The following is a 12,220-nucleotide window of genomic DNA, read 5'->3' on the forward strand; positions in this document are numbered from 1 at the left end:
TGGCGTTCACAAGCCCCCTGTGGGAGCTAGCCTGCTAGCGATGAGGCCGGTGCCGGCAACAACGATCCAACAGACACACAAACAAAAACGCCCCGACCAAAGTCGGGGCGTTTTCATTTCCAGCTAAGGCTTAGCGCGGGAATGCTGGCGGGTTTACCCCGGCCATGTCTTCCATCACGCGAACCACCTGGCAGCTGTAACCGAATTCGTTGTCGTACCAAACGTACAGAACAACACGGTTGTCTTGAGTGATGGTTGCTTCAGCGTCCACAACGCCTGCGTGGCGCGAGCCAACGAAGTCGGTGGAGACCACTTCCTGCGAATTGACGAAGTCGATTTGCTTGTGCAGATCGGAGTGCAGCGCCATGTAGCGCAGGTACTCGTTCATCTCTTCACGGGTGGCGGCTTTCTCAAGGTTCAGGTTGAGAATGGCCATCGACACGTTCGGCGTCGGAACACGGATCGCGTTACCGGTCAGCTTGCCGGCCAGCTCAGGCAGAGCCTTGGCAGCAGCGGTGGCAGCACCGGTCTCGGTGATCACCATGTTCAGCGCGGCGCTACGGCCACGGCGATCGCCCTTGTGGAAGTTGTCGATCAGGTTCTGGTCGTTGGTGTACGAGTGAACGGTTTCGACGTGACCATTGATGATGCCGAACTTGTCATTCACAGCCTTGAGCACCGGCACGATGGCGTTGGTGGTGCAGGAAGCGGCGGACACGATCTTGTCTTCAGCGGTGATTTCACTGTGGTTGATGCCGTGAACGATGTTCTTCAGCTTGCCTTTGCCAGGCGCGGTCAGAACAACGCGGTCGATACCCGGGCACGCCAGGTGTTGACCCAGGCCTTCAGCGTCACGCCATACGCCGGTGTTGTCCACCAGCAGCGCGTCTTTGATGCCGTACTGGGTGTAATCCACCTCGGTCGGGTTCTTCGCGTAGATCACCTGGATCAGGTTACCGTTGGCGGTAATGGTGTTGTTTTCTTCGTCGATGACGATGGTGCCGTTGAACGGACCGTGTACCGAATCGCGACGCAACAGGCTGGCGCGCTTGACCAGGTCGTTCTCGGCGCCTTTACGCACCACGATGGCACGCAGGCGCAGGCCGTCGCCGCCACCGGTTTTTTCGATCAGGATGCGCGCCAGCAGACGGCCGATGCGACCGAAGCCGTACAGGACAACGTCGGTGCCTTTGCGAGCGGTGGCGTTTTGCTGGCCAACCACATCCGCCAGTTCTTCACGGACGAACTGCTCGGCAGTGCGGCCTTTGCCTTCGACGCGGAATTTGAACGCCAACTTGCCCAAGTCTACCGAGGCCGCGCCGAGCTTGAGCTCGCTCATGGCTTTAAGCAGAGGGAATGTTTCGTGGACGGAGAGTTCGCTATCGTCGGAAGAACGATGGCGAGCAAAGCGGTGAGCTTTGAGAATCGCGATGACAGACTGGTTGATCAGGCTGCGGCCATAGATCGAGCTCACCACGTTGTTATTGCGGTAGAGCTGACCGATAAGCGGAATCATCGCTTCTGCGAGTGCTTCACGGTCGATCCATTCACCAAGACACTGGTCGGGCTTCTGAGTCACGGGAACCTTCCACATGTAGGGGCAGAAAAAAGGGGCTACATTATGCCGCCGAGTGCTCCCCGTAGCAATGCGCGCCTGTCGTGCGAGCCGTAACAAATTTCCGTTCAAAAAAATCACGCATTGCCGCAGCCCTGTAAAACCGCGGCTTTCAGCGCAGTCAATTTTTTGGAGACACCGCTGTCTTATCCGTAACCCTCCGTAACACTCGACCGTTTTGCCACTACATAATCCGTGATTTTCAGGAAAAAACGGGCGTTTTTTGTCTTTACCACTACATTTCGCCAAACCTGCGTAATAGACACAGTCAGCAACTGACAGGCGGCACCCGAGGCCGCTACAATTACCGACTTTGTCGCAACGCTTGGAGCTCAACCTTCCGTGCCCGTTCTGCGTCTACCGCATCTCCCTGCCGCGGCAGGTAAACAGCACTGGGGCAACCTGCCCGGTGCCGCCCTGAGCCTGGCCATCGCCGAGGCCGCCAGCGCTGCCAAGCGCTTTACCCTGCTGCTGACTGCCGACAGCCAAAGTGCCGAACGGCTGGAACAGGAGCTGAGCTTCTTCGCCCCGGATTTGCCGGTGCTGCATTTCCCGGACTGGGAAACCCTGCCCTACGATCTGTTTTCGCCGCACCAGGACATCATTTCCCAGCGCATCGCGGCTTTATACAGGCTGCCGGAGCTGAGCCATGGCGTACTGGTGGTGCCGATCACCACAGCCCTGCATCGCCTGGCACCGACCAAATTCCTGCTCGGCAGCAGCCTTGTTCTGGACGTCGGCCAGAAGCTCGATGTCGAGCAGATGCGCACCCGACTCGAGGCCAGCGGCTATCGCTACGTCGACACGGTGTATGAGCACGGTGAATTCACCGTGCGCGGCTCGCTGATCGATCTGTTCCCGATGGGCAGCAAACTGCCCTTCCGGATCGACCTGTTCGACGATGAAATCGAGACGCTGCGCACCTTCGATCCGGAAAACCAGCGTTCCATCGACAAGGTGGACACCGTTCGCCTGTTGCCGGCCCGCGAGTTCCCCCTGCAAAAAGACGCGGTCACCCGCTTCAAGGCGCGCTTCCGTGAGCGCTTCGATGTCGACTTCCGTCGCTGCCCGATCTTCCAGGACCTGAGCAGCGGGATTACACCGGCGGGTATCGAGTATTACCTGCCGTTGTTCTTCGACGAAACGTCCACGCTGTTCGATTACCTGCCCCAGGACACGCAAGTGTTTTCCCTGCCGGGCATTGAACAGGCGGCGGAAAACTTCTGGAACGATGTGCGCAATCGTTATGAAGAGCGCCGCGTCGATCCATCCCGTCCTTTATTACCGCCGGCAGAGCTGTTCCTGCCGGTGGAAGATTGTTTTGCCCGCCTCAAGAGCTGGCCGCGTGTGGTGGCCAGTCAACAGGATGTTGAAATCGGCGTCGGCCGCGAGCGCTTCCCGGCGCGGGAGTTGCCGAACCTGGCCATCGAGGCCAAGGCAACACAACCTCTGGCGGCGCTGGCTGGTTTCCTCGACGAGTTCCCGGGTCGCGTGCTGTTCACCGCCGAATCCGCGGGCCGTCGTGAAGTACTGCTGGAACTGCTCGAACGCCTGAAACTGCGACCGAAAACCGTCGACAGCTGGCCGGACTTTGTCGCGAGCAAGGATCGCCTGGCGATTACCATTGCGCCGCTCGACGAAGGCCTGGTGCTCGACGACCCGGCGCTGGCGCTGGTGGCTGAAAGCCCGTTATTCGGTCAGCGCGTCATGCAGCGCCGTCGCCGCGAAAAACGCGCAGACGCCAATAACGACGCTGTCATCAAAAACCTCACCGAGCTGCGCGAAGGCGCGCCGGTGGTGCACATCGATCACGGCGTCGGTCGGTATCTCGGTCTTGCGACACTGGAAATCGACGATCAGGCCGCCGAGTTCCTGACCCTGCAATACGCTGAAGGCGCCAAGCTTTACGTGCCGGTCGCCAACCTGCACCTGATCGCACGTTACACCGGCAGCGACGATGCCTTGGCTCCGTTGCATCGCCTGGGTTCGGAAACCTGGCAGAAAGCCAAACGCAAGGCCGCCGAACAGGTGCGAGATGTGGCGGCCGAATTGCTCGACATTTATGCACGCCGCGCTGCTCGTGAAGGCTATGCCTTCGAAGATCCGAAAGCCGATTACGCCACCTTCAGCGCCGGCTTTCCGTTCGAAGAAACCCCGGACCAGCAAACCACCATCGACGCGGTGCGCGCCGACATGCTCGCACCGAAACCAATGGACCGCCTGGTCTGCGGCGACGTCGGTTTCGGCAAGACCGAAGTGGCGATGCGCGCCGCGTTCATTGCGGTGCATGGTGGTCGCCAGGTCGCGATTCTGGTGCCGACCACCCTGCTCGCCCAGCAGCACTACAACAGTTTCCGCGACCGCTTCGCCGACTGGCCGGTGACTGTGGAAGTGATGAGCCGCTTCAAGTCGACCAAGGAAGTGAATGCCGCCGTGGCGGATCTCGCCGAAGGCAAGATCGACATCGTCATCGGCACGCACAAACTGCTGCAAGACGATGTGAAGATCAAAAACCTCGGGCTGGTGATCATCGACGAAGAGCACCGTTTCGGTGTCCGTCAGAAAGAACAGCTCAAGGCCCTGCGCAGCGAAGTCGACATCCTCACGCTGACTGCCACGCCGATTCCGCGCACGCTGAACATGGCGGTGTCGGGCATGCGCGACCTGTCGATCATCGCCACGCCGCCGGCCCGTCGCCTGTCGGTGCGGACCTTCGTCATGGAGCAGAACAAGAGCACGGTCAAAGAGGCCTTGCTGCGTGAGTTGCTGCGTGGCGGTCAGGTCTACTACCTGCACAACGACGTGAAGACCATCGAGAAATGCGCCGCCGACCTCGCCGAACTGGTGCCGGAAGCGCGGATCGGCATCGGCCACGGGCAGATGCGCGAACGCGAACTCGAACAGGTGATGAGCGACTTCTATCACAAGCGCTTCAACGTGCTGATCGCCTCGACCATCATCGAGACCGGCATCGACGTGCCGAGCGCCAACACCATCATCATCGAGCGTGCCGACAAATTCGGCCTGGCGCAGCTGCACCAGTTGCGCGGCCGCGTCGGTCGCAGTCACCACCAGGCCTACGCGTACCTGCTGACACCACCGCGCCAGCAAATCACCCCGGACGCAGAAAAGCGCCTGGAAGCGATCGCCAATACCCAGGATCTCGGCGCGGGCTTCGTGCTCGCCACCAACGACCTGGAAATCCGTGGCGCCGGCGAACTGCTGGGCGACGGGCAGAGCGGGCAGATCCAGGCCGTCGGTTTCACCCTGTATATGGAGATGCTCGAACGCGCGGTGAAGTCGATCCGCAAGGGTGAACAACCGAATCTCGATCAGCCGCTGGGCGGTGGTCCGGAAGTCAATTTGCGTGTACCGGCGTTGATTCCCGAAGACTACTTGCCGGACGTGCATGCCCGACTGATTCTGTACAAACGCATTGCTTCGGCCACCGACGAGGAAGGCCTGAAAGACCTGCAAGTGGAGATGATCGATCGCTTCGGCCTGCTGCCGGAACCGACCAAGAACCTGATGCGCATTACGGCGCTGAAGTTGCAGGCCGAACTGCTGGGCATCAAGAAAGTCGACGGCGGCCCGCAAGGCGGTCGAATCGAGTTCGCGGCGCAGACGCCGGTCGACCCGCTGACACTGATCAAACTGATTCAGGGCCAGCCTAAACGCTACAAATTCGAAGGCGCCACGATGTTTAAATTCATGGTCCCGATGGAGCGCCCGGAAGAGCGCTTTAATACTGTAGAGGCACTGCTTGAATGCCTCATTCCGAAAACTGCTTGAAGGACGCCGCATGCGCCTGTTTCGCTCACTGACTTTGCTGATGACCCTGGCCGCCCCCACAGCGTTTGCCGATGACCTGTATCAGATTGAAATGATTCTGGTCCGGCAGAACGCTGTGCCTGCCATTGTCAGCAAAGCCGCGCCGGAAGACTGGGCTGCCGGTGCCCAACTCGTCAGCAAGGACAGCCTGCGCACGCCAAGCCTGAATAGCGAAGTGGGAAAACTCACCGCCAGCAAAGAATACACCGTGTTGCTGCACAAGGCCTGGCAGCAGAACCTCGGCGAAGAAGCCCGCAAAATTGCAATCAGCGATGGCAAGGAACAGTTCGGCCAGTACCCGATCGAGGGCACGCTGAACCTGAAACTGGGACGCTTCACTGATGTTGACGCCGACTTCTGGGTCAACCAGATCGACGCCAATGGCCTGGTCACTGCCAGTGAACGCCTGAAAACAGAAAGCCATACCAAAAACGGACAACTGAATTTCCTCGACGCCGGTCATCTTGGAATGCTGATCAAGATCACCTCACTGACAGCCCCCGCACCTCGGCCAGTCCCCGATGAAATTCCGGACTGATTGAAGTCCTTATGCCCCCGACCCTGAGTAAACCTCTGGCGCCTTCCTGGGTCAGCCGATTCAAGGAACAGAGCCTGGAACGTGGCCGACGCTACGCGCTGGAGAATCGTGTCAGGATCGTCGAGGTCGGAGACGCAACCATTACCGCCGCCTGCGAAGGCTCTGGCGGCAACGTTTATCGTCAGACCATTCGCCTGCGCGAGTCGGCTAAAGCCACCTTGCTGATGGTCGACGCCACTTGCACGTGCCCGGTTCGCAGCAACTGCAAACATTGCGCCGCGGTGCTGCTGAAGGTGCAGGAAACCCTCGCCTACCCCGCCGCCGCGCAAGACGCCGAACTGCTGGAAAAACTTCAGGCCGTACTGGAAAACCGCAGCCCGAAAGCGCCGCCGCAAGTGCTGGTGGACAACGTGCAACCGGTGCCACGCCTGTGGCTGGCGAGCATCGAGTTCAGCGCCTTCGAACCGCGCAACGGCAAGATGCAGCGCTACATTCAGCATCGTGCAGCGCTGTCCTTCAATTACCTGGATGAATACGTCAGTGGACAGAAAAACGCCGACGTCCTGATTCGCCAGGAAACGCAGACGCTGCGGATAAAACGCCACCCGGAAGTCGAACAGACCTACAGGGAACAACTGCGAATCCTCGGCTTCAAGGTCGCCACCCGTCAAAGCAAAGCCCTGCCGGAAAGCGCCGGCGAACTCTACGAGATGGTCAACGACAGCGCCTGGCTGACCTTCACCCTCAATGAGCTGCCGAAGCTGCGCACTCAAGGCTGGGAGTTGCAGATCGATGAGGATTTCGGTTTCGACCTGACCGCCGTGGACGACTGGTACGCCACCGTCGAACAGGCACCGGAGCGTGACTGGTTCGATCTTGAGCTGGGGATCATCGTCAATGGCGAGCGCCTGAGCTTGCTGCCCATCCTGCTGAACCTGATGCGCTCCCACACCGAAATCCTCAACCCGGAACGTCTCGCCCGACGTCGCGATGACGAGTTGATTTTGGTGAACATCCCCAATCGCCCGAATTCCGAACACGGGCCGCTGCAAGTCGCCCTGCCCTTTGGCCGCTTGAAACCGGTACTGGCGACCCTCGGCGAGTTCTACCTGCAAGAACCCGGCGAGACCACGCTGCGCTTGAGCAAGGCCGACGCCACGCGCCTGAATCCTTTGGAAGACTTGCCGCTGCTCTGGGAAGGTGGCGAGCAGATCCGCACGTTTGCCCAGCGCCTGCGGGACATCAAGGATTACACCGCGACTGCACCGGAAGGCTTGAACGCAACATTGCGCCCGTATCAGCTGGAAGGCTTGAGCTGGATGCAATCGCTGCGGCAACTGGAAGTCGGCGGGATTCTCGCGGACGACATGGGACTGGGTAAAACCCTGCAGACCCTGGCGCACGTTCTCAGCGAGAAAAACGCTGGACGCCTCGATCGACCCTGCATGGTGGTGATGCCCACCAGCCTGATCCCGAACTGGCTCGACGAAGCCGCACACTTCACGCCGCAACTCAAAGTGCTGGCGCTGTACGGCGCCAGTCGCAAGAAGCATTTCGACACGCTGGCCGATTACGACCTGATCCTGACCACCTATGCACTGCTGCCCAAAGACGTCGAACGCCTGGCCGCGCAGCCGTTGCACGTCCTGGTGCTGGACGAAGCACAGTACATCAAGAACCCCAACAGCAAGGCCGCCCAGGCTGCGCGCGAACTGAATGCGCGCCAGCGCCTGTGCCTGAGTGGCACGCCGCTGGAAAACCACCTGGGTGAACTGTGGTCGCTGTTTCACTTCTTGCTGCCCGGCTGGCTTGGCGATGTGAAAAGCTTCAACCGCGATTACCGCGTGCCGATTGAAAAGCGCGCCAGCGAGGTCAGGCTTCAGCACCTCAATGGCCGGATCAAACCGTTTCTGTTGCGCAGGACCAAAGAGCAAGTGGCGACGGAGTTGCCGCCGAAGACCGAGATCGTCCACTGGGTCGAACTCAACGAAGCGCAACGCGATGTCTACGAAACCATGCGCCTGGCCATGGACAAGAAAGTCCGCGACGAAATCACCCGCAAGGGCGTGGCGCGCAGCCAGATCATCATTCTTGAGGCGCTGCTGAAGCTGCGTCAGGTGTGCTGCGATTTGCGCCTGGTCAACGACGCTGCGCTGCCGGCTCGCGGAAGTACCTCGGGCAAACTCGATAGCCTCATGGAAATGCTGGAAGAATTGTTCGAGGAAGGTCGACGGATTCTGCTGTTTTCCCAGTTCACTTCGATGCTCGCGTTAATCGAGATCGAGTTGAAAAAACGCGGTGTTGAATATGCGTTGTTGACCGGGCAGACCCGTGACCGACGTTCTCCGGTGAAAGAATTCCAGAGCGGCAAGCGTCAGATCTTTCTGATCAGCTTGAAAGCAGGTGGTGTGGGCCTGAACCTGACCGAAGCGGACACGGTGATTCACTACGACCCGTGGTGGAACCCGGCGACGGAAAACCAGGCGACTGATCGTGCGTACCGCATTGGCCAGGAGAAACCGGTGTTCGTCTACAAGATGATTGCCCGAGGCACGGTGGAAGAGAAGATTCAGCACCTGCAGAAAGAAAAATCCGACCTGGCGGCAGGCGTGCTGGATGGGCGCAAGACCGGGGACTGGAAGTTGCAGAGCGATGATATTGAGGCCTTGTTTGCGCCGTTGCCGGAAAAGCTGGAGAAACGCTGAGATGGGCGGCGCCTGGTGGATCGCCTTCCTCGGAACGCCGCCCGGACCAAGCCGGTGTTCCGAGGAAGGGGCCGACACAGCCGGAATGATCAGCTTCGGGCAAACTCCACCGCCTTCTGGAACTGCTCCTCCGTCGGACGCACCCCGGTATAAAGCACAAACTGCTCCAGCGCCTGGATCGCGATCACTTCCAGCCCGGTAATCACTCGCTTGCCTTCGGCGCGACCGCGCACGATCAGCGGCGTTTCCGAGGGGATCGCCACCACGTCGAAGACAGTCTGCGCAGCCGCAATGACCTCCCCGTCAAAGGCCAGTTGATCGGCCTCAGGCCCGCCCGTCATACCGATCGGCGTCACGTTGATCAGCATCTGCGGGCGTCGGGTGCCCAACTCGGCTTGCCACTCATAACCCAGTGACTCAGCCAGGGCACGCCCGGCGCGTTCGTTACGGGCGACGATCAGGCCGTTCTTGTAACCGCCATCGCGCAAGGCACTGGCCACCGCCTTGGCCATGCCGCCGCTGCCGCGCAGGGCAAAGGTCGATTCCTTGGGCACCTGATGGGTGTCCAGCAATTGAGCGATGGCGATGTAATCGGTGTTGTAAGCCTTGAGGTGACCATCGGTGTTGACGATGGTGTTGATCGACTGGATGGCGGCGGCGGACGCGTCCAGCTCATCGACCAGCGCAATACACGCTTCCTTGAACGGCATCGATACGCCACAACCGCGAATGCCCAGGGCGCGAATACCCGCGACGGCACCGGTCAGGTCCTGGCTGCGAAAGGCCTTGTAGTAGAAATTCAGACCCAGCTGTTCATACAAGTGATTGTGAAATCGCAGGCCAAAGTTCCCCGGGCGCCCCGACAGGGACATGCACAGCTGAGTGTCTTTGTTGGGGTTCATCTGCATGAAGAATCTCCTTCGGTAGCACTTTCAGATGGACGGGATTAGCCATTCCATCGAGATCTGATCGATCATATCGGCGTGCCTGCTCGTGGCAGCGCACGTGGGTAAGGAAGCCGGTACAGACCTTACACAAAATTTACCCAACGGCTGTGCTGATTTTCAAAAAAACGCTGTCTTAGAAGTATCCCCGCGACAATCCTTGGGTCTATTGCAGACGCAAGCGCCGGGTTGAAGAACCGAGGAATGATCATGATCCGTAAAATTCCCACAGTGGCCTTGCTGATCGGTGCTCTTGCTATCGCAGGGCAGGCAGAGGCTGGCGGCGGTCACGGTTGGCAAGGTCCAGCGGTATTTGGCGCGATCGTTGGCTCGGCCATCGTCGGTTCGGCCATCATCAACAGCAACCGGCCCGTTTATGTCCAGCAGCAACCGGTTTACTACCAGCCGCAACCGGTGTACGTGCAGCAACCGCCACCGGTTTACTACCAGCCGGCGCCGGTCTACGTGCAACAACCGGTCTATTACGCCCCGCCACCGGTCTACTACGGTCCGCCACGTGGCTATTACGGCCCGCCACGCGGTTATTACGGCCATCCCCATGGTTACGGCCGCTGGTAACAGGCGCACAAGGCCCCGCTTTTATAGCGCAATGTTGTTCACTTAAGAGTGTCTGAATCAAAGGAAACTTGTGGCGAGGGAGCTTGCTCCCGCTTGAGTGCGTAGCACTCACAAAACTCGGCAATAGTTGTCAGATTTTTGGGGCCGCTACGCAGCCCAGCGCGAGCAAGCTCGCTCGCCACAAAGGTATGCACGATTCAAGAGCGCGCTTAAGTGAACAGCATTGCTTTTATAGCGGGGCTTTTTTATGCCCGTTCGTCGGCGAAGGTCTGAAAAAATCTCGCCAAGGTCGCTATCGGGACAGTCCCGCCGGTTCAAGCGGGCAAGATTGACTTGAGCGCCCTTTCCCCGCGCAGGGGAACCGGTCATGTTTATGTCATGTCAGGTCCGCAAGCTTGGATCTGTCCGTCAACAACAGGTTGATAACAACAAGGACGACCTCATGCCCACGCAAAATCCGCACCGCGATATCAGCTTGTGCACTTCCAGCAAGGTGTACAACACCCTGACCGAACTCAAGCACCTGGAAGGCCATCGCAGCGCCAAGTTCTTATCGCTGCTGACCGAAAACCTGGTGCGCAAAGGCCTGCTTAACGAGCACGAAGTGGTCCACATGCTGGATCTGGTGGTCGACTGACGGATAGACGGTCGTTTGGGACCGCTAACGTCAATGACGACTATCGAAAGCGTTGATTTCTCGTTCAAGCGCAAGATCCGTAAGGTAGCTCCATAGATTGATGGAGGTACTTATGTCCCAGGTTCAGATCATGTCCGTTATCGGCAGCGCCGTTCCCGCCCCGCTCAGAGAGCTGGGATTGCTCGCCTGTTGGTATCTGGTGCAGGACGGCGAAGCAATCAGCGGTCCGCTCACCTCGCTTAACGCCGCCAAGGCCCTGTCGCAGAGCCTCGACACCGGTCGACTCAGCGCCTAAGGCAGCTGTACCCGCGGTTTGGTTTCGATGAAAATCGCCCAGCTCGACATGAACAGTGCCGCGATCAGGGGCCCGATGACAAAGCCGTTGAGCCCGAAAATCGCCAGGCCGCCCAAGGTCGAGATGAGAATCAGATAGTCCGGCATCTTGGTGTCCTTGCCCACCAGGATCGGTCGCAGCACATTGTCCACCAGGCCGATCACGAACACGCCGAACAGCCCCAGCACCACGCCCTGCCAGATCGCTCCGGAGAACAGGAAAAACGCCGCCACCGGCGCCCAGACAATCCCCGCGCCCACCGCTGGCAACAGCGATAGAAACGCCATCAACACCGCCCAGAGCAAAGCGCTCGGGATGTCGAGAAACCAGAAAATCAAACCGCCCAAGGCGCCCTGCGTAATGGCCACCAGCAGGTTGCCTTTCACCGTGGCGCGCACCACGCGGTTGAACTTGAGCTGCAAGCGGCGTTTCTGGTGTTCCTCCAGCGGCACGGCTGCGCGAACCTTGCGTGCAAGCTCTGCGCCGTCGCGCAAAAAGAAGAACAGCAAGTAGAGCATGATGAAAAAACCCACCACGAAATCAAACGTACCCTGCCCGAAACTGAACACCTGCGTGGCGACAAACTCGTTGCCCGTCACCGCACTCTTGATGATTTTTTCCCGCAGCCCGTCCAGCTCACCGACCCCGGCCCGATCGAGCAAGTGCTGAAAGTACGGGGGCAGGCTGTGTTTGAAATGCGTCACGTACCCTGCGATGTCCAGCTCGCCGCTTTCGATGCTTTTGTACAGCGTGGCCCCCTCTTGCACCAGCAGGATACTGAGGATGATCACCGGCAGAATAGCGATGATCAGGCAGATGCTCAGGGTGAGCAGCGACGTCACGTTGCGTTGCCAGCCAAACTTCAGTTGCAGGCGACGCTGCAGCGGTGCGAAGAGGATGCCGAGGATCACCGCCCAGAACACCGCGCCGTAGAACGGCAGCAGAATCCAGATAAACGCCGCCGTCACCAGCCCAAGCAGAATCACCAGTGATTTGTTTTTTACCGTCTCTTCGTTCATGTCCGATCCATGTCAGTC

At 59.4% G+C, this 12,220-nt stretch carries 9 protein-coding genes; 6 read left to right on the forward strand and 3 right to left on the reverse strand.

Annotation, left to right across the window (positions count from 1 at the left end; genetic code table 11):
* Positions 1–130: 130 nt before the first annotated feature.
* Positions 131–1,594: a glyceraldehyde-3-phosphate dehydrogenase gene (locus tag ACM6IQ_RS02060; RefSeq protein WP_017339878.1), complete on the reverse strand. Its 1,464-nt coding sequence runs from the start codon at positions 1,592–1,594 to the stop codon at positions 131–133.
* A gap of 363 nt (positions 1,595–1,957) precedes the next feature.
* On the opposite strand from ACM6IQ_RS02060, the gene mfd reads away from it, so the two are divergent.
* From mfd to ACM6IQ_RS02075, 3 genes are read left to right on the forward strand one after another with little or no spacing between them, the layout of a single operon-like run.
* Positions 1,958–5,407 (forward strand): transcription-repair coupling factor, encoded by a 3,450-nt coding sequence (mfd, locus tag ACM6IQ_RS02065; protein WP_414877973.1) that lies wholly within the window; start codon positions 1,958–1,960, stop codon positions 5,405–5,407.
* 10 nt (positions 5,408–5,417) lie between these two features.
* Positions 5,418–5,984, forward strand: a complete 567-nt coding sequence (locus ACM6IQ_RS02070; protein WP_414877974.1) for a CsiV family protein — start codon at positions 5,418–5,420, stop codon at positions 5,982–5,984.
* A gap of 11 nt (positions 5,985–5,995) precedes the next feature.
* Complete coding sequence (locus tag ACM6IQ_RS02075) at positions 5,996–8,689, forward strand: DEAD/DEAH box helicase (RefSeq protein ID WP_017339881.1); 2,694 nt, start codon at positions 5,996–5,998, stop codon at positions 8,687–8,689.
* An 89-nt stretch (positions 8,690–8,778) separates the two neighbouring features.
* Here ACM6IQ_RS02075 and ACM6IQ_RS02080 read toward each other — a convergent pair whose 3' ends face one another.
* Positions 8,779–9,597 carry a shikimate 5-dehydrogenase gene (locus ACM6IQ_RS02080; RefSeq protein ID WP_414877975.1) on the reverse strand — a complete coding sequence of 273 codons (819 nt, stop codon included), beginning with the start codon at positions 9,595–9,597 and terminating at the stop codon, positions 8,779–8,781.
* 246 nt (positions 9,598–9,843) lie between these two features.
* On the opposite strand from ACM6IQ_RS02080, the gene ACM6IQ_RS02085 reads away from it, so the two are divergent.
* The 3 genes from ACM6IQ_RS02085 (at position 9,844) to ACM6IQ_RS02095 (ending at position 11,144) form a co-directional block, all read left to right on the forward strand.
* Positions 9,844–10,212 (forward strand): hypothetical protein, encoded by a 369-nt coding sequence (locus ACM6IQ_RS02085; protein WP_031319047.1) that lies wholly within the window; start codon positions 9,844–9,846, stop codon positions 10,210–10,212.
* Between the two features lie 442 nt (positions 10,213–10,654).
* Positions 10,655–10,849: a hypothetical protein gene (locus tag ACM6IQ_RS02090; protein WP_017339884.1), complete on the forward strand. Its 195-nt coding sequence runs from the start codon at positions 10,655–10,657 to the stop codon at positions 10,847–10,849.
* Positions 10,850–10,961: 112 nt separating this feature from the next.
* Entirely contained in the window at positions 10,962–11,144 is a 183-nt protein-coding gene (locus ACM6IQ_RS02095; protein ID WP_017339885.1) for a hypothetical protein, read from the forward strand.
* Here ACM6IQ_RS02095 and ACM6IQ_RS02100 read toward each other — a convergent pair.
* Positions 11,141–12,202 (reverse strand): AI-2E family transporter, encoded by a 1,062-nt coding sequence (locus ACM6IQ_RS02100; RefSeq protein WP_017339886.1) that lies wholly within the window; start codon positions 12,200–12,202, stop codon positions 11,141–11,143. The genes ACM6IQ_RS02095 and ACM6IQ_RS02100 overlap by 4 nt on opposite strands.
* Between the last annotated feature and the right edge of the window lie 18 nt (positions 12,203–12,220).

The organism is Pseudomonas sp. IT-P100 (genome assembly GCF_949767185.1).
Taxonomy (GTDB): domain Bacteria; phylum Pseudomonadota; class Gammaproteobacteria; order Pseudomonadales; family Pseudomonadaceae; genus Aquipseudomonas; species Aquipseudomonas fluorescens_B.

Coding starts and splice junctions, on each gene's coding strand:
- ACM6IQ_RS02060 (WP_017339878.1), bottom strand. CDS start 1,594: ATGTGGAAGGTTCCCGTGACTCAGAAGCCCGACCAGTGTCTTGGTGAA.
- ACM6IQ_RS02070 (WP_414877974.1), top strand. CDS start 5,418: ATGCGCCTGTTTCGCTCACTGACTTTGCTGATGACCCTGGCCGCCCCC.
- ACM6IQ_RS02075 (WP_017339881.1), top strand. CDS start 5,996: ATGCCCCCGACCCTGAGTAAACCTCTGGCGCCTTCCTGGGTCAGCCGA.
- ACM6IQ_RS02080 (WP_414877975.1), bottom strand. CDS start 9,597: ATGCAGATGAACCCCAACAAAGACACTCAGCTGTGCATGTCCCTGTCG.
- ACM6IQ_RS02085 (WP_031319047.1), top strand. CDS start 9,844: ATGATCCGTAAAATTCCCACAGTGGCCTTGCTGATCGGTGCTCTTGCT.
- ACM6IQ_RS02090 (WP_017339884.1), top strand. CDS start 10,655: ATGCCCACGCAAAATCCGCACCGCGATATCAGCTTGTGCACTTCCAGC.
- ACM6IQ_RS02095 (WP_017339885.1), top strand. CDS start 10,962: ATGTCCCAGGTTCAGATCATGTCCGTTATCGGCAGCGCCGTTCCCGCC.
- ACM6IQ_RS02100 (WP_017339886.1), bottom strand. CDS start 12,202: ATGAACGAAGAGACGGTAAAAAACAAATCACTGGTGATTCTGCTTGGG.